Origin of the sequence: Hafnia psychrotolerans, assembly GCF_014639435.1 — a bacterium.
GTDB classification, from domain to species: Bacteria; Pseudomonadota; Gammaproteobacteria; order Enterobacterales; family Enterobacteriaceae; genus Ewingella; species Ewingella psychrotolerans.
Genome location: NZ_BMFZ01000005.1, coordinates 148,558 through 174,371, shown reverse-complemented (window position 1 = coordinate 174,371; position 25,814 = coordinate 148,558). Strand labels below are relative to the sequence as shown.

Sequence of the window (25,814 nt, the reverse complement as noted above, 5' to 3'; positions counted from 1 at the left end):
GCAGCCATTTACTCGTCGGAATGACGGGCAATTTCAGAGCGGCTTGCATGTCATGTTATGGGTAATGAAAGGGGATTTCTGGGTGAAACTGGATGAAATCGCGAGGTTAGCGGGCGTTTCGCGTACCACCGCCAGTTATGTGATAAACGGCAAAGCGAAGCAGTATCGTGTCAGCGATAAGACAGTTGAAAAAGTGATGGCTGTCGTGAAGGAACATAACTACCACCCGAATGCTGTCGCAGCCGGTTTACGCGCCGGTAGAACCCGTTCTATAGGGTTGGTTATCCCCGATCTTGAAAATACCAGCTACACCAAAATCGCCAATTACCTTGAACGTCAGGCTCGCCAGCGCGGTTATCAATTGTTGATTGCCTGCTCAGAAGATCAGCCTGATAACGAAATGCGCTGCGTGGAACATCTGCTGCAACGTCAGGTTGATGCAATCATTATTTCTACTGCACTACCACCGGAACACCCCTTTTATCAGCGCTGGAAGGATGGCAGTTTCCCGATCATTGCGCTGGACCGCGCCCTCGATCCTGAACATTTTATTAGCGTAGTGGGTGCCGATCAGGACGATGCTTTGATGCTGGCCCAAGAGCTGCGTTCATTCCCGGCTGAATCGGTTCTCTATCTTGGCGCTTTGCCCGAGCTTTCCGTCAGTTTTTTGCGTGAGGCGGGATTCCGTCAGGCATGGGCTGAGGATAGCCGCGAACCGCAGTATCTCTATGCAAATGCCTACGATCGTGAATCTGCGAGCGTCGCTTTTGCAGCGTGGTTGAAAACCCATCCGATGCCGCAGGCGTTATTTACTACCTCATTCCCGCTCTTGCAAGGCGTGATGGATGTGACGCTTAAGCAGCATGGCCGTCTGCCCGTTGATTTGGTGATCGCCACCTTTGGTGACAATGAACTACTCGACTTCCTCGATTGCCCTGTACTGGCCGTCGCGCAACGCCATCGTGAAGTGGCTGAAAGGGTACTGGAACTGGTGTTGGGTTGCCTGGATGAGCCGAAGAAACCGAAAGCTGGCCTTACCCGCATTCGTCGTAATCTGTTCCGCCGAGGGCGTTTAAGCCGTAAGTGATGATTCAGTAAAGAATATGACGGATTTTCTTAGAGTAAAGTCCGTCCCTTTACTTTCACATTAACCCTAATTAATTTGTGATAAGACGTCTAAAGATGAGCTACGACGTTCTAAAAGGTATTTTGGGAGATATCTTAATCTCTGAATTATTAGCAAATATTTTCGGCCTTATTTCTCTGGTATAACCTCCCCCTAAATCAATTTCAAAAATACGCTAATACCGGTTTTAAAAGTGCTGTAGAATTCACGCCGTCATTTTGACGTGGTTTATTAACGTTTTTTGGTCCTATTAAAACCTGGTTAAAGGCTTGCAGCATACGGCCTGGCAACGTGAGTCATGTCGTTTTAGCAGTCAGCATCGAAATGAGGCCAAAATTTCATTTCGACGAGAAACAGGTTAAGAAATGAAAGATCGATGGCAGAAGAATATAAATAGCTAAATAATGTTCAATTTGATTTTTTTTTAATCATCATTATTTTTCCTACAAAATTTCCTCAACTAATCATGATGTTATTTTCTATTCCGCAGCTAAAAACTCCTACCTCATTGAGAAGCATCTTAGTGATGCTTGGTAAATATTACCAAACCGCCTCCGCTCTGGCTTGACAAGGTTTTAAAACCATCCGTAAACTCTTTCAAGTGGGAATTTGTGGAGGAAAGTGGTGATTATGGTCATAGAGGGGTAGATCGGTCATGTTTCGTGGCGCGACGATGGTTAACCTCGACAGCAAAGGGCGACTTGCAGTACCCACCCGATATAGGGATTTGCTGAGCGAAGAATCTCAAGGTCAAATGGTTTGTACCATAGACCTCCATCACCCGTGCCTCCTCCTGTACACCTTGCCTGAATGGGAAGTTATCGAACAAAAATTATCCCGTCTGTCGAGTATGAACCCTATTGAGCGCCGTATTCAGCGACTACTTTTGGGCCATGCAAGTGAATGTCAGATGGATAACGCCGGGCGATTGCTAATCGCAACCACATTGCGTCAACACGCCGGGCTTGCCAAAGAAGTGATGCTGGTTGGGCAGTTCAACAAGTTTGAACTGTGGGATGAACAGACATGGTATCAACAAGTTAAAGAAGATATTGACGCTGAACAGTCGTCTCAGGAACCACTTTCTACACGATTACAGGACTTGTCACTATAAGCATGGTTGAAAATTATAAGCACACATCCGTATTGCTGGATGAGGCCGTGAATGGCCTGAACATTCAGCAGGATGGAATTTACATCGATGGAACTTTTGGCCGTGGTGGTCATTCCCGTCTGATTCTGTCCCAACTTGGGCCGGACGGACGCTTGCTTGCGATCGATCGCGACCCTCAAGCCATTAAAGCCGCCGAAGCGATAGACGATCCTCGTTTTTCCATTATTCATGGCCCTTTCTCTGATTTGGCGCAATACGTCAAAGATCGTGGCCTTGAAGGCAAGATTGACGGTGTATTACTGGATCTTGGTGTCTCTTCGCCGCAATTAGACGACGCCGAACGTGGTTTCTCGTTTATGCGCGACGGGCCACTGGATATGCGCATGGACCCCACGCGAGGTTACTCTGCCGCCGAATGGTTAATGAAAGCAGAGGAAGAAGATATTGCCTGGGTGCTGAAAACTTTTGGTGAAGAACGGTTTGCCAAACGTATTGCACGGGCCATCGTTGAGCGTAATCGCGAGCAACCGATGACTCGAACCAAAGAACTGGCAGCTCTGATCGCTGATGCATCGCCGTTTCGCGAAAAGCATAAGCACCCGGCGACACGTAGTTTTCAGGCGATCCGTATTTACATCAACAGTGAATTGGAAGAGATCGAACGCGCGCTGGATGGCGCACTGGAGATCCTGGCGACTGATGGACGTCTTTCAGTGATCAGCTTCCATTCCCTGGAAGATCGCATCGTGAAACGTTTCATTCGTCAGCATAGCCGCGGCGCACAAGTGCCGGCAGGGATCCCAATGACTGAAGCGCAGATTGCTGAACTGGGTGGTCGTTCACTTAAGCCCGTTGGGAAAATGAAGCCTTCGGATGCCGAAGTCTCTGAAAACCCACGTGCACGTAGCTCAGTCTTACGGTTTGCCGAGAGAACGGCATCGTGATGGGTAACGAGAGGCATGGATTAGTGGGTGTCATCACCAGTGACATTCTACGTAATGGCAAAATCCCAATGATTTTGATGATTGCGGTTCTGGTGAGTGCCATTTTAGTAGTGACCACCTCTCACCGAACCCGTTTGCTGACGGCGCAAAGAGAACAGTTAGTGCTGGAAAGGGATGCGCTGGATATTGAGTGGCGCAACCTTATCCTTGAAGAGAATGCCCTCGGCGATCACAGCCGGGTAGAACGTATCGCAACGGAGAAATTGCAGATGCAACATGTTGATCCATCGAAAGAAAACATCGTGGTTCAACCCTAGAATACTCATGGAGAAGATAAGCAACAGATGAAAGCAGCGCACAAAACGAAGTTAAAACGTCCTGAAGATCAAACCAGCTTTATTAGCTGGCGTTTTGCGTTGCTGTGCGGTTGTATTCTTCTCGCGCTGGTGGGGTTGATGCTGCGGGTGGCTTATCTGCAAGTTATCAATCCGGAACGTCTGGTTAAAGAGGGTGATCTGCGCTCGCTACGGGTGCAAACCATTGAAACATCAAGAGGTATGATCACTGACCGTGCTGGACGACCTTTGGCGGTGAGTGTGCCGGTAAATGCTATCTGGGCCGATCCGAAAGAGATTCATGATCGCGGGGGGATCACGGTAGACGCCCGCTGGAAAGCGCTATCCGATGCGTTAAACATTCCTCTCGATCAACTTTCCGCCCGTATTAATGCCAACCCGAAAGGACGCTTTGTTTATCTGGCGCGTCAGGTCAATCCATCGATCGGTGAATACATCCATAAGCTGAAACTTCCCGGCATATCGTTGCGCCAGGAATCTCGCCGTTATTATCCTGCGGGGCAGGTTACTGCACATGTCATCGGTGTGACCAACATCGATAGTCAGGGTATCGAAGGTGTAGAGAAGAGCTTTGATCGTTGGCTAACCGGAAAACCGGGTGAACGTACCATTCGTAAAGACCGTTTTGGACGTGTTATCGAAGATATCTCTTCAGTAGATAGCCAGGCTGCGCACAATCTGGCACTCAGTATCGACGAACGCTTACAAGCACTGGTCTATCGCGAATTGAGCAATGCTGTGGCGTTCAATAAAGCTGAATCAGGGACTGCCGTGCTGGTGGATGTGCAGACCGGTGAAGTGCTGGCTATGGCAAACAGCCCTTCTTACAATCCAAATAATTTGCCGGATACGCCTAAAGAAGCCATGCGCAACCGTGCTATTACAGACATTTTCGAGCCGGGTTCTACCGTCAAACCGATGGTGGTTATGACTGCGCTTAGAAACGGTGTGGTGAAAGAGAACAGCGTTCTCAACACGTTGCCGTACTACATTAATGGTCACGAAATCAAAGACGTGGCCCGATATCCGGAGCTTTCAGTGACGGGTGTCTTGCAGAAGTCGAGTAACGTCGGTGTATCAAAAATGGCGTTAGCGATGCCGTCCGCAGAGCTGGTAGATACTTATTCGCGATTCGGATTGGGAAAACCGACCAATTTGGGGCTGGTTGGAGAAAGCAGTGGCTTATACCCTAAAAAACAACGGTGGTCTGACATAGAGAGGGCCACCTTCTCTTTCGGTTACGGGCTAATGGTGACGCCTCTCCAGTTAGCACGTGTCTATGCAACGATCGGCAGTATGGGTATTTATCGCCCATTGTCGATCACCAAGGTTGATCCTCCTGTTTCTGGTGAACGTATCTTCCCTGAACCGCTGGTACGCACTGTGCTTCATATGATGGAAAGTGTGGCGTTACCAGGCGGAGGTGGGGTTAAAGCGGCCATTAAGGGCTACCGGATTGCGATTAAAACCGGTACGGCTAAGAAAGTTGGTCCGGATGGTAAATACGTTAATCGTTACATCGCTTACACCGCTGGCGTTGCCCCAGCCAGTAATCCACGGTTTGCGCTCGTGGTGGTCATCAATGATCCCCAGGGCGGTAAATATTACGGTGGTGCTATTTCAGCGCCAGTCTTCGGCGCGATCATGGGCGGCGTTCTACGCACAATGAACATTGAACCTGATGCACTGACCGCCGCTGAAAATGATTCAATAGTTAACAATCAAAAAGAGGCTTCAGGTGGCAGATCGTAATTTGCGCGACCTACTGGCGCCCTGGGTGAGTGATGCCCCGGATGTAGCGCTGAGAGAGTTGATTTTAGACAGCCGTGTTGCGGCTGCCGGAGATCTTTTCGTCGCGATTTCAGGCCATAGCAACGACGGACGTCGTTTTATTCCACAGGCTATTGCACAAGGTGTGGCTGCTGTGGTGGCCGAAGCTAAGGGTGAAAAAGAACATGGATCGGTATGCCAGATGCATGGTGTACCGGTTATCTATCTCGATAATCTTAACGTGTTGCTATCGGCACTGGCTGGGCGTTTCTACGCTGAGCCAGGCAAAGTATTACGCTTGGTGGGTGTGACGGGGACCAATGGGAAAACCACCACCACTCAGCTATTAGCACAATGGGCGCAGTTATTGGGCGAGACCGGTGCGGTGATGGGGACGGTGGGAAATGGTTTACTTGACCAGGTTATCCCTGCTGAAAATACCACCGGTTCTGCTGTGCAGGTTCAACATGTGTTAGCTGATCTGGCGCAGCAGGGCGCAACCTTTGCAGCGATGGAAGTCTCATCCCATGGGTTGGTCCAGCATCGCGTTGCGGCATTGCCATTCGCCGCCGCGGCGTTTACCAACCTGAGCCGCGATCACCTCGATTATCACGGTGACATGCAAAATTATGAAGCGGCCAAATGGCAGCTCTTCGCCACGCATCAGGTGGGGCAAAAAATCATTAATGCTGATGACGAAGTCGGGCTGCGTTGGCTGGCAACATTGCCAGATGCGGTGGCGGTCAGCATGGAAGATAAAATCCCGGCAAGTTGGAAAGGACGCTGGCTGGTGGCGCGTAGTGTGGATTATCACGATAACGGTGCCAGCGTAATCATCGACTCCAGTTGGGGTGAGGGTAAACTTGAAAGCCGTCTTATGGGCGCATTCAACGTGAGTAATCTGCTGGTAGGACTGGCGACATTGCTGTCACTGGATTATCCATTGGCGCAATTGCTGTCAACCTCTTCCCAATTACAACCCGTTTGCGGTCGTATGGAAGTGTTCAACGCGCCAGGTAAACCCACTGTTGTCGTCGATTACGCCCACACGCCGGATGCGTTGGAAAAAGCGCTGGTAGCTGCCCGACTACATTGCAAAGGGCAGTTGTGGTGCGTCTTTGGTTGCGGCGGTGATCGCGACAAAGGTAAGCGCCCACTTATGGGGGGGATTGCTGAGCAGTTTGCTGACCGAGTCATCGTCACCGATGACAACCCGCGTAGTGAAGAGCCACGTGCCATTGTGGCCGATATCCTCTCAGGCCTGCTTGATGCTGGCCGTGCGCTGGAAATTCATGGGCGTGCCGAAGCCGTGACAAACGCCATTATGCAGGCGACTGAAGACGATGTCGTTTTGATCGCTGGTAAAGGGCATGAGGATTATCAACTGGTTGGTAATCAACGTCTTGACTACTCAGATCGCGTTACCGCCGCCCGCTTGCTGGGGGTGATCGCATGATCCGCGTTTCTCTACAGACACTTGCCCGCGAACTAAAAGCTGAGTTAATCGGTGCTGATGCGCAGATCGATGTCGTCGTAACGGATACCCGTAAGGTCGAAGCAGGTTGCCTGTTCGTTGCTCTCAAAGGTGAAAAATTTGACGCCCATGACTTCGCCGTTGATGCCATCACTTTAGGAGCAGTAGCATTGCTGGTAAGTAAGCGCTTACCTGTTGAGGTTCCACAATTAGTGGTTGCTGATACCCGTATCGCATTAGGTCAATTAGGCGCTTGGGTCCGTCAGCAAGTTCCTGCCCGCATTGTCGGTCTTACCGGATCGTCAGGAAAAACCTCAGTAAAAGAGATGACTGCCGCGATTTTGCGCGAGTGCGGCAACGTGCTGTACACCGCAGGCAATTTCAATAATGACATCGGCGTGCCGTTAACGCTGTTGCGGCTGACGGCCGAGCATGACTTTGCTGTGATCGAAATGGGCGCCAACCATCTGGGTGAAATCGCCTACACCACCGATCTGACCAGGCCGGAAACCGCGCTGGTGAATAACCTTTCCGCTGCCCACCTCGAAGGTTTTGGCTCTCTGGCCGGTGTTGCACAGGCCAAAGGCGAAATTTTCGAAGGCTTGCCAGCGCAAGGCGTTGCTATTCTCAATGCTGACAGCAATGACTGGCCGCACTGGCAGCGCCATCTGAACAATAAAACCGTCTGGCGTTTCTCGCCGGATGCGGCTGATGGCGTTGATTTCTACGCAACAGATATTCATCTCAGCCCGCTAAATACCGTATTTACTCTGCACTCGCCACAAGGCTCTATGGATATTTCCTTACCATTGCCAGGGCGTCACAACATTGCTAATGCACTTGCCTCCGCAGCACTGGCGTTATCCGTGGGTGCCAGTCTGGACAACGTACGTGAAGGTTTAGCTACCCTGCAAGCCGTTCCGGGGCGTTTGTTCCCTGTCGCATTAAGTGAAGGTAAAACCCTGCTTGATGACAGCTATAACGCTAACGTGGGTTCAATGACCGCCGCCGCACAAACCCTTGCCGAGATGCCAGGCTATCGCGTGATGGCGGTGGGCGACATGGCTGAACTGGGAGATGCAACTGAAAACTGCCATCGGCAGGTAGGTGAGTCTATTCGCGAGGCCGGGATCGACAAAGTCTTCAGTATTGGCCATGCCAGCCGCCTCATTAGTGACATGAGTGGCTGTGGGGAACATCTTCAAGATAAGGCAGCCCTGACAGCCCGTTTAACACGCTTACTGTCAGAACATGCGGTTATTACCATTTTAATTAAAGGTTCACGTAGTGCCGCTATGGAGCAGGTAGTACGGGCGTTACAGGAGAATGCAACATGTTAGTTTGGCTGGCCGAACATTTGGTCAAATATTATTCCGGCTTCAACGTCTTTTCCTATTTGACGTTTCGCGCCATCGTCAGCCTGCTGACCGCTCTGTTCATCTCGTTGTGGATGGGGCCGCGCATGATTGCGCGTCTGCAGAAAATGTCTTTTGGTCAGGTTGTGCGTAGCGACGGTCCTGAATCGCATTTCAGCAAACGCGGTACGCCAACCATGGGGGGATTGATGATTCTTACCTCAATCACCATTTCGGTATTGATGTGGGCATATCCCTGGAACCCTTATGTATGGTGCGTTCTGTTCGTACTGATTGGGTATGGCATCGTCGGCTTTGTGGATGATTATCGCAAAGTGGTGCGTAAAGACACTAAAGGTCTGATCGCCCGTTGGAAATATTTCTGGCAGTCGGTGATTGCGCTGGCAGCAGCTTTCGTTATGTACGCCATTGGCAAGGATACTCCCGCCACTGAGTTGGTGGTGCCGTTTTTCAAGGACATCATGCCGCAGTTGGGGTTGCTTTATATCTTACTGAGCTATTTCGTGATTGTGGGCACCAGTAATGCCGTCAACCTGACTGATGGTCTGGATGGGCTGGCGATTATGCCGACTGTATTCGTGGCGGGGGGTTTTGCACTGGTGGCTTGGGCTACCGGTAACATGAACTTCGCTAACTATCTGCATATTCCTTACTTGCGACATGCCGGTGAGCTAGTGATTGTCTGTACGGCGATAGTGGGTGCGGGGCTGGGCTTCCTTTGGTTCAATACCTACCCGGCTCAGGTATTCATGGGTGATGTTGGGTCACTGGCATTAGGTGGCGCACTCGGTACCATCGCAGTTTTACTGCGACAGGAGTTCTTACTGTTGATCATGGGCGGTGTATTTGTGGTTGAAACGCTCTCGGTCATTTTACAAGTTGGGTCCTTTAAGTTACGTGGCCAGCGCATTTTCCGTATGGCGCCGATTCACCACCACTATGAACTTAAAGGCTGGCCGGAACCGCGTGTCATTGTACGTTTCTGGATCATTTCGCTGATGCTGGTACTGATTGGCCTTGCGACGCTGAAGGTGCGGTAATTATGGCTGACTATCTGGGTAAAAAAGTTGTCATTATCGGGTTGGGCCTGACTGGCCTCTCTTGTGTTGATTTCTTTGTGGCGCGTGGCGTAACGCCGCGCGTTATTGATACCCGTGTCAGCCCTCCGGGTCTGGACAAACTGGCAGACAACGTTGAGCGTCATCTTGGATCCCTGAACGAAGACTGGTTGCTGGATGCTGATCTGATCGTTGCGAGCCCGGGAATGGCGCTGGCGACACCGGCGCTGAACGCGGCGGCTGAAGCGGGTGTAGAAGTGGTAGGCGATATCGAACTGTTTTGCCGGGAAGTGCAGATACCTATCGTGGCGATCACTGGCTCAAACGGTAAAAGCACGGTCACTATGCTGGTGGGCGAGATGGCAAAAGCCGCGGGTTGGAAGGTTGGCGTCGGTGGCAATATCGGCTTGCCTGTCCTCAGTATGCTTGATCAAGAGTACGAGTTGTATGTGCTTGAACTTTCAAGCTTCCAGCTTGAAACGACCCACAGTCTGCACGCCGCCGCAGCGACGGTGCTGAATGTGACTGAAGATCATATGGACCGTTATCCGTTTGGATTGCAGCAGTACCGCGCTGCCAAATTAAACGTTTATGAGCATGCCAAGCTGTGCGTCGTTAATGCCGATGATGCATTGACTATGCCGGTGCGAGGTGCCGACAAGCGCTGTGTCAGCTTCGGTGTCGACGTGGGGGATTACCATCTGACCCGTCAGTTGAATGATATCTGGTTACGCGTGCGTGGCGAGAAAGTTTTGAATACGAAAGAGATGCCGCTAACAGGTCGTCACAACTACACCAACGCGCTGGCCGCGCTCGCGTTAGCCGATGCTGTGGGCATTCCTCAGTCCTCAAGTTTGCAAGCGCTCACTCATTTTACCGGTTTAGCACACCGCTATCAGACGGCATGGCAACATAACGGTGTGCAATGGATTAACGATTCCAAAGCAACCAACGTCGGTAGCACAGAAGCTGCGCTCAACGGGATTCAGGTTGAGGGAATGCTACATTTGCTGCTGGGTGGGGATGGAAAATCTGCTGATTTTTCTCCGCTGGCGCCTTATCTGCAAGGCGATAATATTCGGATTTACTGTTTTGGCCGTGATGGTGGGGAATTGGCCCAACTGCGCCCTGAAGTTTCATCGACCTTTGAAACGATGGAGCAAGCGATGCGCGATATCAGCAAGCACGTCACTGCTGGCGATCTGGTGCTGTTGTCTCCGGCCTGTGCCAGTCTTGACCAGTTCCGCAATTTTGAACATCGTGGCGATGTGTTTAGCGCTCTGGCTAAGGAACTTGGCTGATGCGTATTCCCGGATTTGGCCTGATAGGCAAATTTAACGATTGGGCGATGGGCGTAAAAGATAACGATGCCCCAACGCTGGTGCTATATGACCGTACATTGCTCTGGCTGACATTTGGTCTGGCCATCGTCGGTTTTGTCATGGTCACTTCGGCATCAATGCCAATTGGGCAACGTTTGGCTAATGATCCTTTCCTGTTTGCCAAGCGTGATGCGATTTACCTCGGGCTGGCATTTGGTTTGTCACTGATAACGTTACGTGTGCCAATGAGTATTTGGCAACGTTACAGCAACGTATTGCTGCTGATCTCCATCGTGATGCTGCTGGTGGTGCTGGTCGTCGGTAGCTCAGTGAATGGAGCATCCCGTTGGATCTCCTTCGGACCTTTGCGCATTCAGCCGGCTGAGTTTTCTAAGCTGTCTCTGTTTTGCTATCTGGCCAGTTATTTGGTGCGCAAGGTTGAAGAGGTTCGCAGCAATTTCTGGGGCTTCTGTAAGCCGATGGGAGTGATGGTCATTCTGGCCGTTTTGCTGCTGGCTCAACCTGACTTGGGTACGGTGGTGGTGCTGTTTATTACTACGCTTGCCATGCTGTTTTTAGCCGGTGCGAAAATGTGGCAGTTTTTGGCGATTATCGGCTCCGGTGGTTTCGCGGTTGCTCTGCTTATTGTGGCTGAGCCCTATCGTATGCGCCGCGTTACATCATTCTGGAATCCATGGGCGGATCCATTCGGCAGTGGTTATCAATTAACCCAGTCATTGATGGCGTTTGGCCGCGGTGAATTCTGGGGCCAAGGCTTAGGTAACTCGGTGCAAAAGCTCGAATATCTGCCCGAAGCACACACGGACTTTATCTTCTCTATTTTAGCTGAAGAATTGGGCTATTTCGGTGTGGTATTAACGTTGTTAATGGTATTCTTCGTCGCTTTTCGTGCTATGTCCATTGGCCGACGTGCTCTGGAAATTGATCAACGTTTTTCCGGCTTTTTGGCCTGTTCGATTGGCGTGTGGTTTAGCTTCCAGGCACTGGTTAATGTCGGCGCTGCCGCTGGCATATTACCGACCAAAGGCCTGACACTGCCGTTGATCAGTTACGGTGGTTCGAGCCTGATTATTATGTCGACAGCCATCGTGCTGTTGCTGCGAGTTGATTTCGAAACGCGTCTGGCGAAAGCCCAGGCGTTTGTAAGGAGTGCCCGATGAGCGACAAGACCAAGCGTTTAATGGTGATGGCTGGCGGCACCGGCGGGCATGTGTTCCCCGGCCTGGCTGTGGCTCATCATCTAATGGCGCAAGGCTGGGAAGTACGCTGGTTAGGCACAGCCGACAGAATGGAAGCGGATCTAGTGCCTAAAAATGGCATTGAGATTGATTTTATTCAGATCTCCGGTTTGCGTGGGAAAGGTCTGAAAGCGCAACTCACCGCCCCTATTCGCATATATCATGCGTGGCGCCAGGCGAAAGCCATTATGCGCCGTTTCAAGCCCGATGTGGTGCTGGGTATGGGGGGGTATGTTTCTGGTCCGGGCGGGCTTGCAGCATGGTCATGCCGTATCCCGGTGGTGTTACATGAACAAAACGGTATTGCAGGGCTGACTAATCGCTGGTTGTCGCGTATTGCCAAAACTGTTTTACAGGCTTTCCCCGGTGCATTTCCGAAAGCGGCAGTCGTGGGAAATCCGGTACGTACTGACGTTTTGGCCTTGCCAAAGCCTGAAGTCCGTTTTGCCGATCGTCAGGGTGCGATTCGTGTCTTGGTGATTGGTGGTAGTCAAGGTGCCAGGGTGTTGAACCAAGCTATGCCTGAACTGGCTTCTCTGATGGGCGACAAGATCACTCTGTGGCATCAGGTCGGTAAAGGTGCGCTGGAGTCAGTGAATCAGGCTTATCAGAAAGCGGGTCAAACTCAGCACAATGTCACCGAATTTATTGACGACATGGCGCAGGCCTATGCATGGGCTGATGTTGTTGTGTGTCGCTCCGGGGCATTGACGGTCAGCGAAATCGCTGCTGCGGGATTACCTGCGATCTTTGTGCCTTTCCAGCATAAAGACAGACAACAATATTGGAACGCGTTGCCACTGGAAAAAGCCGGTGCAGCGAAAATTATTGAACAGGTGAATTTCAGTGCCGCTGCCGTGGCTGATGTGATGGCAGGATGGGACAGAACTCATCTGCTGGAGATGGCTATTGCAGCACGTGCAGTGGCCATTCCTGATGCGACTGAGCGAGTGGCTGCTGAAGTGGTTACCGCCAGTAAAAAATGAAATATGAACGGATCGCCATCATTGCGCTCCGAGACGTAATGATCGAATTAATCAGTAACTGAAAATAGTGAAGAAAAACGTGAATACACAACAATTGGCGAAACTACGTACCTTCGTGCCCGAGATGCATCGCGTCCGGCACATACACTTTGTTGGCATCGGTGGTGCCGGCATGGGGGGTATCGCCGAAGTGTTGGCAAATGAAGGCTATCAGATCAGCGGTTCAGATCTTGCACCCAACGCCGTAACGCAGCAACTGACCGCACTGGGTGCTCAGATTTATTTTAATCACCGTCCTGAGAATGTGCAGGATGCGAGCGTGGTGGTGGTGTCGACGGCTATTTCCGCCGATAACCCAGAGATCGTTGCGGCACGTGAAGCGCGTATTCCCGTTATCCGCCGTGCTGAGATGCTGGCCGAACTGATGCGCTTTCGTCACGGTATTGCTGTTGCCGGAACGCACGGTAAAACCACGACCACGGCTATGGTCACCAGCATTTATGCTGAAGCCGGTCTGGATCCTACTTTTGTGAACGGTGGGTTGGTTAAAGCTGCGGGTACGCATGCACGGTTGGGCTCAAGCCGGTTTTTGATTGCTGAAGCTGATGAAAGCGATGCGTCCTTCCTGCATCTGCAACCGATGGTAGCGATTGTGACTAACATTGAAGCGGATCATATGGATACGTATCAGGGTGACTTCGAGATTCTGAAGCAGACCTTCATCAACTTCCTGCACAACCTCCCCTTTTATGGCCGTGCGGTGATGTGTATCGATGATCCGGTTATTCGCGAATTGCTGCCACGAGTTGGTCGCCATATCACCACTTATGGCTTCAGTGAAGATGCTGATGTGTTTATAGAAAGCTATCGTCAGGATGGCGCTCAGGGTCACTTCACCATTCGCCGTCAGGACAAACCGCTGATCACTGTCACGTTGAACGCTCCAGGGCGCCACAACGCCCTGAATGCGGCGGCAGCTGTTGCGGTCGCGACGGATGCTGGCATTGAAGATGACGCGATTTTACATGCTTTGGCAGGTTTCCAGGGGACCGGGCGCCGGTTTGATTTCCTCGGTGAATATTCGCTTGAGAACGTTAATGCTAAAAGCGGTAGCGCCATGCTGGTGGATGATTACGGCCACCATCCGACAGAAGTTGACGCCACCATTAAAGCGGCGCGCGCAGGTTGGCCAGACCGACGTCTGGTGATGATTTTCCAGCCTCACCGTTACACGCGTACCCGTGATTTATACGATGATTTTGCCAACGTACTGTCGCAGGTAGATGTTTTGATCATGTTAGATGTTTATCCGGCGGGTGAAGCACCGATTCCTGGGGCTGATAGCCGTTCTCTTTGCCGCACCATTCGTGCCCGCGGTAAGTTGGATCCGATTTTAGTTTCAGATATTGATGCCGTGCCGGAAAGTCTGGCGCAGATCCTTGAAGGTGGCGATCTGGTGATGGTGCAGGGCGCAGGGAACATCGGCAAAGTGGCCCGTAAATTGGCTGATCAGAAATTACAGCCAGTGAGAAAAGGTGAAGAACATCATGTCTGAGAAAGTCGCAGTGTTATTTGGCGGTACTTCCGCAGAGCGTGATGTGTCTTTGAACTCTGGCGCTGCCGTATTGGCAGGCCTGAGAGAATCAGGTATTGACGCCCATGCCGTTGATACCAAAACCTTCGCTGTCACCCGCCTGAAAGAAGAAGGTTTCGAAAAAGTCTTTATTGCGTTGCATGGTCGTGGCGGTGAAGACGGTACTTTACAGGGCACGCTGGAACATCTGGGTCTGCCTTATACCGGCAGCGGCGTGATGGCTTCTGCGCTGGCTATGGACAAATTCCGCACCAAACTGGTGTGGCAAGCGCTGGGCTTACCGATTGCGCCTTTCGTCCTGGTAAATAAAAAGCAGCTTGGCGAAGTATTGCAAGGCGCTTTAGCCGAGAAAATATCCGCTCTTGGTCTGCCATTGATTGTTAAGCCAAGCCGCGAAGGTTCCAGCGTCGGTATGAGTAAAGTGACCGCGCAAGAAGCGTTGATTCCTGCGCTGCAGGAAGGCTTTCTTCATGACGAGAACGTACTGATTGAACAGTGGTTGAGTGGACCGGAGTATGCCGTGGCTGTGGTAGGTGATCAGGTATTACCTTCAATTCGCATTCAGCCAACAGGGACCTTTTACGACTATGAGGCAAAATATCTCTCTGATGAAACACAATATTTTTGTCCGAGTGGTTTAAGTATCGAACAAGAACAAACGCTTTCAGAACTGGTAATGCAGGCTTATCGCGCACTGGATTGCAGCGGCTGGGGTCGGATTGATGTGATGCAAGACAGTAAAGGCGGCTTCAATTTACTTGAGGCGAATACGTCCCCAGGTATGACCAGCCACAGCCTGGTACCGATGGGGGCAAAACAGTTTGGGTTAAGTTTCCCTCAACTGGTCGCCCGCATACTGGAATTGGCTGACTGATGTCTCAAGCGGCCCTGAATGCACGAGAGCGCGAGACGGCGGAGAAGACCGCTCGTCGCAGTAACGGCAGCCAATTGGCAGGTATCATTTTCCTGCTGATGGTGTTGGGAACTATTTTATGGAGTGTGTGGGCCGTGATTGGCTGGATGCAGGATGCGAACCGGTTGCCATTGTCCCAACTGGTTGTGACAGGTGAACGTCACTACACCACGAACGATGATATTCGTCAGGCTATTCTGGCTTTAGGTGCGCCGGGTACGTTCATGACGCAGGATGTAAACGTCATTCAGCAGCAGATTGAGCGTTTACCTTGGATAAAACAGGTCAGTGTACGTAAGCAATGGCCGAACGAGTTGAAGATCCATCTGGTGGAGTATGTGCCAGTCGCACATTGGAATGATTTGCACATGGTCGATGCTGACGGCAAATCATTCAGCATACCTGCCGAGCGAGTAGTCAAACAGAAGATGCCGTTGCTTTATGGTCCGGAAGGCAGCGAACAAGATGTTTTGCAAGGTTTTCAAACGATGAGCCAGACGCTTTCTGCCGCTAAGTTCACGTTGAAAGCGGTGGCAATGAGTGCACGTCACTCTTGGCAAGTCACTCTGGATAACGATATCCGTCTGGAGCTGGGAAGAGACGATCGAATGAAACGCTTACAACGTTTTATAGACCTTTATCCGAAATTCCAGCAGCAGGCCGAAGCTGATAAAACACGCATCAGTTATGTCGATTTACGTTACGACACCGGTGCGTCAGTCGGCTGGGCACCAGAGTTTATCGATCAGCAAAACAGTAATCAGCAACAGAATCAGGCACAGGCTAAACAACAATGATCAAGTCGACGGACAGAAAACTGGTAGTGGGGCTGGAGATCGGCACGGCGAAGGTCGCCGCATTGGTAGGGGAAGTTCTGCCCGATGGCATGGTCAATATTATTGGCGTGGGAAGTTGCCCATCGCGTGGGATGGATAAAGGTGGCGTGAATGACCTTGAATCAGTGGTGAAATGCGTACAGCGCGCCATTGATCAGGCAGAATTGATGGCAGATTGCCAAATTTCCTCTGTTTACCTTGCTTTGTCTGGTAAACATATCAGTTGTCAGAATGAAATAGGGATGGTTCCTATTTCAGAAGAGGAAGTAACACAGGAAGATGTAGAGAACGTAGTGCATACCGCTAAATCGGTTCGTGTTCGCGATGAACACCGCGTCCTGCACGTCATTCCACAGGAATATGCTATCGATTATCAGGAAGGGATCAAAAATCCTGTCGGACTTTCGGGCGTGCGTATGCAGGCCAAGGTTCATTTGATTACCTGCCATAACGATATGGCGAAGAACATCGTTAAAGCCGTTGAACGTTGCGGATTGAAAGTCGACCAGCTTATTTTTGCTGGCCTGGCAGCCAGCTACGCGGTTTTGACTGAAGATGAACGTGAATTAGGCGTATGTGTCGTCGATATTGGTGGCGGCACCATGGATATTGCGGTTTATACCGGCGGAGCGCTGCGACATACTAAAGTTATTCCTTATGCGGGTAACGTTGTGACCAGTGATATCGCCTATGCATTTGGTACTCCACCTACAGATGCCGAAGCGATTAAAGTACGCCACGGTTGTGCGTTGGGTGCAATGGTTGGGAAAGACGAAAACGTCGAAGTGCCAAGCGTGGGAGGGCGTCCTCCGCGCAGTCTGCAGCGCCAGACTTTGGCTGAAGTCATTGAGCCACGCTACACCGAACTGCTGAATTTAGTTAATGATGAGATTTTGCAATTGCAGGAGCAGTTACGTCAGCAAGGCGTAAAACATCATCTGGCTGCCGGAATAGTATTGACTGGCGGTGCAGCACAAATTGATGGTCTGGCAGCTTGTGCGCAGCGGGTATTTCATACCCAGGTGCGTATCGGACAACCGCTGAACATCACCGGGCTGACAGATTATGCGCAGGAACCTTACTACTCAACTGCTGTAGGGCTGCTGCACTATGGAAAAGAGTCTCACCTGAGTGGTGAGGCAGAAGTGGAAAAACGCGCCTCAGTGGGCAACTGGTTCAAACGAATCAGCAGCTGGTTGAGAAAAGAGTTTTAATGTTTTAATAACGGGATCATGCTGTCATTTATTGTGATCCCGAAGCGACAGGCACAAAACGGAGAGAAACTATGTTTGAACCTATGGAACTGACCAACGACGCGGTGATTAAAGTCATCGGCGTCGGCGGTGGCGGTGGCAACGCCGTAGAGCACATGGTGCGCGAACGCATCGAAGGTGTTGAATTCTTTGCCGTTAATACCGACGCGCAGGCGTTACGTAAAACGGCTGTAGGCCAGACTATCCAGATTGGTAGCGGTATTACCAAAGGTCTGGGTGCTGGTGCAAACCCAGAAGTAGGCCGCAATTCAGCTGAAGAAGACCGTGAAGCTCTACGTGCAGCACTCGAAGGCGCAGATATGGTCTTTATTGCAGCGGGTATGGGTGGCGGTACAGGTACTGGTGCCGCGCCAGTAGTTGCTGAAGTTGCAAAAGATTTGGGTATTCTTACCGTCGCTGTCGTGACTAAGCCTTTCAACTTTGAAGGTAAGAAGCGAATGGCCTTTGCGGAACAGGGGATCGCTGAGTTGTCCAAACACGTTGACTCCTTGATCACTATTCCTAATGACAAGTTGTTGAAAGTATTAGGTCGCGGCATTTCTTTGCTAGACGCCTTCGGTGCGGCCAACGACGTCCTTAAAGGCGCAGTGCAAGGGATTGCAGAACTGATCACCCGCCCGGGTCTGATGAACGTCGACTTTGCTGACGTGCGTACCGTGATGTCTGAAATGGGTTATGCCATGATGGGCTCCGGTGTGGCATGTGGTGAAGACCGTGCGGAAGAAGCCGCCGAAATGGCTATTTCCAGCCCACTGTTGGAAGACATCGATTTGTCCGGCGCCCGCGGCGTTCTTGTCAACATCACGGCCGGTTTCGATTTGCGTCTGGACGAGTTTGAAACAGTAGGTAACACCATTCGTGCTTTCGCTTCTGACAATGCGACTGTTGTTATCGGGACTTCCCTTGACCCAGAAATGAATGACGAACTGCGTGTCACTGTGGTGGCAACCGGTATTGGCATGGACAAGCGTCCAGAGATCACTCTGGTGACTAACAAAGCCAGCCAGCCAGTGATGGATCATCGTTATCAGCAGCACGGGTTGTCGCCTTTGCCGCAGGAAACCAAACCCGCAGCGAAGGTGGTTAATGATCCGAATACGCAATCAAACAAAGAGCCCGACTATCTGGACATCCCAGCCTTCCTGCGTAAGCAGGCAGACTAGTCCGAATTGTAGGGTCTCCGCTCTTTGTGCTAAACTGTCCCACCAACCTTCATGTAGTATTGTGAGGTTGGTAGGATAGATGGATAACATTGCGAGATAAAAACGATGATCAAACAACGCACATTAAAACGTATCGTTCAGGCGACGGGTGTCGGTTTACATACCGGCAAGAAAGTCTCCCTTACTCTGCGTCCTGCACCGGCCAATACCGGGGTCATCTATCGTCGCACTGACTTGAATCCACCGGTCGATTTCCCGGCAGATGCCAAATCCGTGCGTGATACTATGCTCTGTACTTGCCTGGTCAATGAGCATGACGTACGTATTTCTACGGTAGAGCACCTTAATGCGGCCCTGGCGGGTTTAGGCATTGATAACATCGTTATCGAAGTTGATGCGCCAGAAGTGCCTATTATGGACGGTAGCGCAGCACCTTTCGTCTATCTGTTGATGGATGCAGGGATTGAAGAATTGAATTGCGCCAAGAAATTCTTGCGCATCAAGCAGACGGTTCGTGTTGAAGACGGTGACAAGTGGGCCGAGTTTACGCCATTCAATGGCTTCTCTCTGGATTTCACCATCGACTTTAATCACCCGGCGATTGATTCTAGTTCTCAGCGTTACAAGATGAATTTCTCCGCAGAAGCATTTGTTCGCCAAATCAGCCGCGCACGCACCTTCGGTTTTATGCGTGATATTGAGTATCTGCAGTCACGCGGTTTGTGTCTGGGTGGCAGCTTTGATTGCGCTATTGTTGTGGATGATTACCGTGTGCTTAACGAAGATGGCTTGCGTTTTGAAGATGAATTCGTTCGTCACAAAATGCTTGATGCTATCGGTGATTTGTTTATGTGTGGGCATAACATTATTGGTGCGTTTACCGCATTCAAATCTGGCCATGCGCTGAACAACAAGTTATTGCAAGCGGTACTGGCTAAGCAGGAAGCCTGGGAACTCGTTACCTTCCAGGATGAAGCTGAAATGCCTCTGGCATTCAAAGCCCCTTCTACAGTATTGGCATAATTGGTACTGATATCATTATTTATTACGACTGGTTGGTTTGGTACTCTCTCCGGCCAATCCTGCCAGTCGTTCTAATGCCTTTCTAAGTTTCTCAGGGCTTCGGCTCGCGAGTATCATTAGTTCCTGTGCACTTTCTGCACTCAGATGTCTGAACGGTTTCCCGCCGGACGTTGATGCGCTTGTCTGATCCTTAAACTGCGATACATTTTCCACTTTCACCATCAGTGAGGGATTAATCCTGATGTCGATTGATGACAATGATGGTAGAATTTGCGCTCGAAGTGCAGAGAGGAGTGCGGGTTGTTCATAGCGTAGTCGCATCATCCAACTGGCGTTTGCTATTTCCAGCACTAAAACACCTTGTCGATAATTACCAACACGACACCATGGTTTCATGGGTTTAGGTAACAAGCCTTTCACGGCGCGGTTAAGTTTTAATAATGCCGCAGCACGTTGCTGAACGAGTCGCAGCGGGCTTTTGTCCGCTGAAGAGGCATCATCGAACAGGACATCTAATAATTGTGGGCGACTATCGCGCATGACCGGCTCCGGCGGATTGTAAACTTGTGATTGGTATTCTAAATCGTTGGCGACAATTTGGCAGAAGGTATTTTTGGCCACATCTCCTTTTGGGGATGGTCGCGGCTAGCTTCGGCGTGTCCACAAACCTGACGCAAACAGAACTGGCCGCGGTACCTAATACGTCCTCAAGCTTAAACCGGTTAAGCATCGGGAGTACAGGGCTGACGAATCTCGCTCTGCTTCAGGCACATCGACGGCCTGCATTTGGGGTCGATTACTGGCAACAGCATGCACTTCGCACCGTAATTCGCCACCTTTCTTTTGCTCTGGCCCCGCAGGTATCCTATACCACTGCGCCTGAAATCATCATTCAGGAAGCCGAACCGCTTCATATTCAGCAACTGGCATTACTGGTAACCCTCAACGCATTATTGACGCATGAGCCAAAACCACCGGTTATCATCCGCCAGACTCGCCAACCGCAGATTCTTTCTACCCATCAGCATCAACCCGGTCTATGGCTGGCTCAGGTGCAAGGCATTCGTGCCGGCCCATTGTCTTTGAGTTAACCTCCTTCGATTTCAAAGATTTTTAATTTTTGGTTCTATCAATAAATCAACAAAACAGTGGCCACTTTACGTGGCCTCAAAGAGACATTAAGCATTATGTTAACTAAATTATTGACCAAAGTTTTTGGTAGCCGTAACGATCGTACCCTGCGTCGAATGCGTAAAGTTGTCGATCTCGTGAGCCGTTTGGAACCTGAAATGCAGCAACTGACGGATGAACAGTTAAGAGCGAAGACGGATGAATTCCGCGCGCGTCTGGCACAAGGTGAGATCCTTGAGAATCTTATCCCGGAAGCGTTTGCTGTGGTTCGTGAGTCGAGTAAGCGCGTGTTTGGTATGCGCCACTTTGACGTGCAGTTGCTCGGCGGCATGGTGCTCAACGAGCGTTGCATCGCAGAAATGCGTACAGGTGAAGGTAAAACGTTGACCGCGACGTTGCCAGCATACCTTAACGCGCTAAGCGGAAAGGGTGTACACGTCGTGACTGTGAACGACTATCTGGCCCAGCGTGATGCCGAAAACAACCGAGATCTGTTTGAATTCCTTGGGTTGACCATTGGTATCAACTTGCCAAACATGCCAGCCCCCGCCAAACGTGCCGCGTATGCTGCGGACATCACTTATGGTACTAACAACGAATACGGTTTTGACTACTTGCGTGACAACATGGCGTTCAGCCCTGAAGAACGCGTACAGCGTAAACTGCACTATGCACTGGTCGATGAAGTTGACTCCATTCTGATCGATGAAGCCCGTACACCACTGATCATCTCTGGTCCTGCTGAAGACAGCTCCGAGATGTATGTTCGCGTTGACAAACTGATCCCGAAACTGATTCGCCAGGAAAAAGAAGATACGGAAACCTTCCAGGGTGAAGGCCACTTCTCTGTGGATGAAAAATCGCGTCAGGTTCACCTTACTGAACGTGGTCTGGTACTGATTGAAGAGCTCCTGATGGAAGCCGGCATCATGGACGATGGTGAATCACTATATTCCCCATCAAACATTATGCTTATGCACCATGTTACTGCAGCATTGCGCGCCCACGTCCTGTTTACTCGTGATGTTGACTACATCGTAAAAGATGGCGAAGTCATTATTGTCGATGAACATACCGGCCGTACTATGCAAGGGCGTCGTTGGTCAGACGGTTTACATCAGGCTGTTGAAGCGAAAGAAGGCGTTGATATACAAAACGAAAACCAAACGCTGGCTTCTATTACTTTCCAGAACTATTTCCGTTTGTACGAAAAACTTGCCGGTATGACCGGTACCGCAGACACGGAAGCGTTCGAATTTAGCTCTATCTATAAACTCGATACCATCGTTGTTCCAACTAACCGCCCAATGGTGCGTAAAGATTTACCTGATCTGGTCTACATGACTGAAATGGAAAAAATCGGCGCTATCATTGAAGATATCCGTGAGCGGACAGCCAACGGTCAGCCAGTGCTGGTAGGGACTATTTCGATTGAAAAATCTGAAGTCGTTTCGCGTGAACTCGATAAAGCCGGTATTAAACACAGCGTACTGAACGCCAAGTTCCATGCTAAAGAAGCTGAAATCGTTTCTCAGGCGGGTCAGCCAAGTGCGGTGACTATTGCTACCAACATGGCGGGTCGTGGTACAGATATCGTGTTGGGTGGCAGTTGGCAGGTTGAGATTGAAAACCTGGGCGAAGAGGTGACTGACGAACAAAAAGCTGAGATTAAAGCCGCCTGGCAGATCCGCCATGATGCCGTTCTTGCATCGGGTGGTTTGCACATCATCGGTACTGAGCGTCATGAATCTCGCCGTATCGATAATCAACTTCGTGGCCGTGCGGGTCGTCAGGGTGATGCCGGTTCCTCACGCTTCTACCTGTCTATGGAAGATGCCCTGATGCGTATCTTCGCATCAGACCGCGTTTCCAGCATGATGCGTAAATTAGGTATGAAACCTGGAGAAGCGATCGAGCATCCTTGGGTGACCAAAGCCATTGCCAATGCGCAGCGTAAAGTTGAAGGCCGTAACTTTGATATTCGTAAGCAGTTGCTTGAATATGATGATGTTGCGAGCGATCAGCGCCGTGCTATATACAGTCAACGTAACGAATTACTCGACGTATCTGACGTTAGCGAAACGATTCGCAGTATCCGCGAGGATGTGTTCAAAACGACCATCGACAGCTATATTCCACCACAGTCCCTGGAAGAAATGTGGGATGTAGAAGGGTTGGAGCAGCGTCTGAAAAATGACTTTGAACTGGAGATGCCGATTGCCGAGTGGCTTGATAAAGAGCCTGAACTGCATGAAGAAACGCTGCGCGAGCGTATCATGCAAAATGCGATGGAATCCTACGCCAGTAAAGAAGAAGTGGTCGGTATTGAAATGATGCGTAACTTTGAAAAAGGCGTGATGTTGCAAACGCTAGATTCATTGTGGAAAGAGCATCTCGCGGCCATGGATTACTTACGTCAGGGCATTCATTTACGTGGTTATGCGCAGAAAGATCCAAAGCAAGAATACAAACGGGAATCCTTCGCCATGTTTGCTGCCATGCTTGAGTCACTGAAATATGAAGTGGTCAGCGTGCTGAGCAAAGTTCAGGTGCGTATGCCTGAAGAAGTTGAAGCGATGGAGCTTCAACGTCGCGAAGAAGCTGAACGTCTGGCTCGCCAGCAACATCTTAGCCATCAGGATCAGCTTTCCCTGGAAGTCGATGAAGCTGAACGTTTGGCCTCCGGTTCACAAGGCGATCGCAAAGTAGGGCGCAATGATCCCTGCCCATGTGGATCAGGTAAGAAATACAAACAGTGTCACGGCCGCTTGCAAAAGTAAGCTGTGACTTAGTGAGTGTATAAAAAAGAAGGGCGGCTAATCACCGCCTTTCTTTTTATCTAAAACAAGTCATGTTTTAAGGATGGATATAATGACGCTGAAAAAAATAACTATTTCGGTGGGTATTATTCGTAATTCGCAGAATGAAATCTTTATCACGCAGCGTGATGCATCATCGCATATGGCTGGTTTTTGGGAGTTTCCGGGCGGTAAGGTTGAAGCGGATGAAACACCTTGCGAAGCCGTTGTTCGCGAACTGCAAGAAGAAACGGGGATTGTGGCCGAACGACCGGTGCTAATTAAAAGCCTTGAGCACATTTTCCCGGACCGTGTGATCATTCTACATTTTCATTTGGTCGAGAAATGGCAAGGAGAGCCTTATGGTAAAGAGGGACAGCCTATGCGCTGGTTACCTCAATCAGAACTAAAACCGGAAGACTTTCCGCCGGCTAATGAGTCGATAGTGAAAGCGTTAATCAGTGGCGAAATTTAACGCGATTTACTGGGTATTAATATCAAGGGCCTCAGGCCCTTAACGTTCTGATGGTTTGCTGCGAATTAACGGAGGTCTTCTTCACTCCAATCATCCAGATCGTTGATTTCTCCTTTACTCGGGATACGTTTTTCTTCATCAGCCCATTCGCCAAGATCAATCAACTGGCAGCGTTTACAGCAAAAAGGACGGTATGGGCTCTGTGCACCCCAGACCACAGATTTGCCGCAGGTCGGACACTTCACAACAATAATTTCGGGATCCATTCTTACTCCTAACAACAGGCAAGTTCAAAAGTCAGTCTGGCTGGCACCTGACCGCGCTCACTGTCCAGCGGTAAAAAGCGGATGGCGTAACGGGTTTTATGACCAGACACTTGCGGATAAATTTTATTTTCCAATGAAATGCGCATTCTTAGCAAGTCAGCACCTTCCGCATTTTCCTGGAAAAAACCATTAAGGCTGATCTGATTACGGAAGATGCCCGATTGCCTGATTAATGCCAACACCAGAGTGAGTGCATTATGCAGCGGAGACAAGGTTTCTAGCCAGCCTTGCACCTCATTATCACGTTGGCTTTGTAGCATATGCAGCCATATGTGTAGCGTAGGCAGGTCAAAACTACAGCAGCCTCCGGGGATGCTTAGCCGCTGGCGAACCAACGCAATCAGACGATCATCTCGTAAAGCCTGACCAATACGCGGCGCTTTCATTAACATTGCTGCCGCTTGTTTAAGATCGCCACGAAGTGAATCGATTCGCGAGGTATCAACCCCCGGAACGTCTTTCCATTGTGAGAGTTTCTGTTGCTGACGCTCGAGCTCTTTCAATAAATCAGTTCGCACTTCACCGCGTTCCAGTACATCGAGTAAATCAGATGCAGTACGAAAAAAAATCAGGGCGGTAGAAATTGAAGTGATCTGAGTGTTTTCATGCATTTGCTGCAATAAAAACTCAATACGCAGCCAGGTGCGCATTTTTTCATTTAAAGGATGTTCAAAGAGAACGGTAGTTACTACATCACTCATTCTTGTCAATATCCTGTTGGGCCGCTGAAAACGCTAATTCCAGATAACGGCTATGTAATGAAGCAACGCGCGGTTCGATCGTCTCGACACCACCGCTGTTATCAATAATGTCATCAGCGCAGGCGAGTCGCTGTTGTCGACTTACCTGGGCGCAGAGGATTTGTTCTGCCTGCTGGCGGTTCACGCCATCTCGCAACATGGTTCTGGCAAGTTGAGTTTGTTCATCAACATCCACCGCCAACACACGATTTGCCTGTTTTTGTAAACCATTTTCAATTAACAGTGGCACAACCCACAGTACGTAAGGCGTTGTGGCCGCGGAGATCAATTGCCTGGTTTTAGCATGTATTAACGGATGCAAAAGCTGATTCACCCACTGTTTAATCGATGGGTCGCTAAAGATGATTTCTCGCAGAACGGCACGATTTAGCGATCCATCAGGAAGAAGGATTTGCTTACCCAATCGATCCGACAAATCCTGGAGTGCAGGTTGCCCGGGTTCAACCACCTGGCGCGCAATCACATCAGCGTCAACAATGCTGACACCATGGCGTGCAAAACTTTCTGCCACAGTACTCTTGCCACTGCCGATACCACCGGTCAATGCAACGACATAACTCATTGGCTTGCTCACTAATAACAGTTGGGCTAAATGATAAAGAGATTATGAGTAAGTGCAAGCCGTGCTCATCGCGCTTTTGGTTTGAAATGCCTTAAGTCGGAGCGACAGATGGGGGATTAAAGTTATGAAAGCAGTCTTGCCGTTATGGTTTTCATGCGTATGATAAAACCACT

The 25,814-nt window shown here is 50.2% G+C and carries 24 protein-coding genes; 20 read left to right on the top strand and 4 right to left on the bottom strand.

Annotation, left to right across the window (positions count from 1 at the left end; genetic code table 11):
* Positions 1–82 precede the first annotated feature (82 nt).
* The 17 genes from cra to lpxC all read left to right on the top strand — a co-directional run bounded on the left by cra (position 83) and on the right by lpxC (position 19,588).
* On the top strand, positions 83–1,087 hold the full coding sequence (gene cra, locus IEV89_RS11215; protein WP_188473723.1) for a catabolite repressor/activator: 1,005 nt from the start codon (positions 83–85) through the stop codon (positions 1,085–1,087).
* A 694-nt stretch (positions 1,088–1,781) separates the two neighbouring features.
* Positions 1,782–2,240 (top strand): division/cell wall cluster transcriptional repressor MraZ, encoded by a 459-nt coding sequence (gene mraZ, locus IEV89_RS11210; protein WP_188473580.1) that lies wholly within the window; start codon positions 1,782–1,784, stop codon positions 2,238–2,240.
* Positions 2,241–2,242: 2 nt separating this feature from the next.
* Positions 2,243–3,184: a 16S rRNA (cytosine(1402)-N(4))-methyltransferase RsmH gene (gene rsmH, locus IEV89_RS11205; RefSeq protein WP_188473577.1), complete on the top strand. Its 942-nt coding sequence runs from the start codon at positions 2,243–2,245 to the stop codon at positions 3,182–3,184.
* Positions 3,181–3,501, top strand: a complete 321-nt coding sequence (gene ftsL, locus IEV89_RS11200) for a cell division protein FtsL (protein ID WP_188473575.1) — start codon at positions 3,181–3,183, stop codon at positions 3,499–3,501. The genes rsmH and ftsL overlap by 4 nt, the downstream gene beginning before the upstream one ends.
* A 27-nt stretch (positions 3,502–3,528) precedes the next feature.
* Positions 3,529–5,292: a peptidoglycan DD-transpeptidase PBP3 gene (ftsI, locus tag IEV89_RS11195; protein WP_188473573.1), complete on the top strand. Its 1,764-nt coding sequence runs from the start codon at positions 3,529–3,531 to the stop codon at positions 5,290–5,292.
* The gene (murE, locus tag IEV89_RS11190) at positions 5,279–6,766 is read left to right on the top strand and encodes a UDP-N-acetylmuramoyl-L-alanyl-D-glutamate--2,6-diaminopimelate ligase (protein WP_188473571.1); all 1,488 of its coding nucleotides are present in this window, start codon (positions 5,279–5,281) and stop codon (positions 6,764–6,766) included. The genes ftsI and murE overlap by 14 nt, the downstream gene beginning before the upstream one ends.
* Positions 6,763–8,124 (top strand): UDP-N-acetylmuramoyl-tripeptide--D-alanyl-D-alanine ligase, encoded by a 1,362-nt coding sequence (murF, locus tag IEV89_RS11185; protein ID WP_188473569.1) that lies wholly within the window; start codon positions 6,763–6,765, stop codon positions 8,122–8,124. Before murE ends, murF begins: the two co-directional genes overlap by 4 nt.
* Complete coding sequence (gene mraY, locus IEV89_RS11180) at positions 8,118–9,200, top strand: phospho-N-acetylmuramoyl-pentapeptide-transferase (protein ID WP_188473567.1); 1,083 nt, start codon at positions 8,118–8,120, stop codon at positions 9,198–9,200. The genes murF and mraY overlap by 7 nt, the downstream gene beginning before the upstream one ends.
* Positions 9,201–9,202: 2 nt before the next feature.
* Complete coding sequence (gene murD, locus IEV89_RS11175; protein ID WP_188473565.1) at positions 9,203–10,519, top strand: UDP-N-acetylmuramoyl-L-alanine--D-glutamate ligase; 1,317 nt, start codon at positions 9,203–9,205, stop codon at positions 10,517–10,519.
* Positions 10,519–11,721: a cell division protein FtsW gene (ftsW, locus tag IEV89_RS11170; RefSeq protein WP_188473563.1), complete on the top strand. Its 1,203-nt coding sequence runs from the start codon at positions 10,519–10,521 to the stop codon at positions 11,719–11,721. Before murD ends, ftsW begins: the two co-directional genes overlap by 1 nt.
* Complete coding sequence (gene murG / locus IEV89_RS11165; protein ID WP_188473561.1) at positions 11,718–12,785, top strand: undecaprenyldiphospho-muramoylpentapeptide beta-N-acetylglucosaminyltransferase; 1,068 nt, start codon at positions 11,718–11,720, stop codon at positions 12,783–12,785. Before ftsW ends, murG begins: the two co-directional genes overlap by 4 nt.
* A gap of 79 nt (positions 12,786–12,864) precedes the next feature.
* Entirely contained in the window at positions 12,865–14,340 is a 1,476-nt protein-coding gene (murC, locus tag IEV89_RS11160) for a UDP-N-acetylmuramate--L-alanine ligase (protein ID WP_188473560.1), read from the top strand.
* Positions 14,333–15,253 (top strand): D-alanine--D-alanine ligase, encoded by a 921-nt coding sequence (locus IEV89_RS11155; RefSeq protein WP_188473559.1) that lies wholly within the window; start codon positions 14,333–14,335, stop codon positions 15,251–15,253. The genes murC and IEV89_RS11155 overlap by 8 nt, the downstream gene beginning before the upstream one ends.
* Positions 15,253–16,089: a cell division protein FtsQ gene (gene ftsQ, locus IEV89_RS11150; protein WP_188473558.1), complete on the top strand. Its 837-nt coding sequence runs from the start codon at positions 15,253–15,255 to the stop codon at positions 16,087–16,089. Before IEV89_RS11155 ends, ftsQ begins: the two co-directional genes overlap by 1 nt.
* On the top strand, positions 16,086–17,342 hold the full coding sequence (ftsA, locus tag IEV89_RS11145; RefSeq protein WP_188473557.1) for a cell division protein FtsA: 1,257 nt from the start codon (positions 16,086–16,088) through the stop codon (positions 17,340–17,342). Before ftsQ ends, ftsA begins: the two co-directional genes overlap by 4 nt.
* Positions 17,343–17,413: 71 nt before the next feature.
* Positions 17,414–18,565, top strand: coding sequence for a cell division protein FtsZ (ftsZ, locus tag IEV89_RS11140; RefSeq protein ID WP_188473556.1), 1,152 nt, complete (start codon positions 17,414–17,416; stop codon positions 18,563–18,565).
* Between the two features lie 105 nt (positions 18,566–18,670).
* On the top strand, positions 18,671–19,588 hold the full coding sequence (gene lpxC / locus IEV89_RS11135) for a UDP-3-O-acyl-N-acetylglucosamine deacetylase (RefSeq protein WP_188473555.1): 918 nt from the start codon (positions 18,671–18,673) through the stop codon (positions 19,586–19,588).
* Positions 19,589–19,603: 15 nt separating this feature from the next.
* On the opposite strand, the gene IEV89_RS11130 is transcribed toward lpxC, so the two are convergent.
* Positions 19,604–20,128 (bottom strand): DUF721 domain-containing protein, encoded by a 525-nt coding sequence (locus IEV89_RS11130; protein WP_188473553.1) that lies wholly within the window; start codon positions 20,126–20,128, stop codon positions 19,604–19,606.
* A gap of 26 nt (positions 20,129–20,154) precedes the next feature.
* Between IEV89_RS11130 and secM the strand changes: the two genes are divergently transcribed.
* The 3 genes from secM (at position 20,155) to mutT (ending at position 23,992) form a co-directional block, all read left to right on the top strand.
* Positions 20,155–20,679: a secA translation cis-regulator SecM gene (gene secM / locus IEV89_RS11125; RefSeq protein ID WP_188473551.1), complete on the top strand. Its 525-nt coding sequence runs from the start codon at positions 20,155–20,157 to the stop codon at positions 20,677–20,679.
* A 96-nt stretch (positions 20,680–20,775) separates the two neighbouring features.
* Positions 20,776–23,499: a preprotein translocase subunit SecA gene (gene secA, locus IEV89_RS11120; protein WP_188473549.1), complete on the top strand. Its 2,724-nt coding sequence runs from the start codon at positions 20,776–20,778 to the stop codon at positions 23,497–23,499.
* 91 nt (positions 23,500–23,590) lie between these two features.
* On the top strand, positions 23,591–23,992 hold the full coding sequence (gene mutT, locus IEV89_RS11115; protein ID WP_188473546.1) for an 8-oxo-dGTP diphosphatase MutT: 402 nt from the start codon (positions 23,591–23,593) through the stop codon (positions 23,990–23,992).
* 65 nt (positions 23,993–24,057) lie between these two features.
* Here the strand turns inward: mutT and yacG are convergent, their stop codons facing one another.
* Genes yacG through coaE form a run of 3 tightly spaced genes read right to left on the bottom strand, consistent with a single transcriptional unit; the run spans position 24,058 to position 25,641 of the window.
* Complete coding sequence (gene yacG, locus IEV89_RS11110) at positions 24,058–24,258, bottom strand: DNA gyrase inhibitor YacG (protein ID WP_140472796.1); 201 nt, start codon at positions 24,256–24,258, stop codon at positions 24,058–24,060.
* Positions 24,259–24,266: 8 nt separating this feature from the next.
* Entirely contained in the window at positions 24,267–25,019 is a 753-nt protein-coding gene (gene zapD, locus IEV89_RS11105) for a cell division protein ZapD (RefSeq protein ID WP_188473544.1), read from the bottom strand.
* Positions 25,012–25,641, bottom strand: coding sequence for a dephospho-CoA kinase (gene coaE / locus IEV89_RS11100; RefSeq protein WP_188473542.1), 630 nt, complete (start codon positions 25,639–25,641; stop codon positions 25,012–25,014). The genes zapD and coaE overlap by 8 nt, the downstream gene beginning before the upstream one ends.
* Positions 25,642–25,814: the final 173 nt, after the last annotated feature.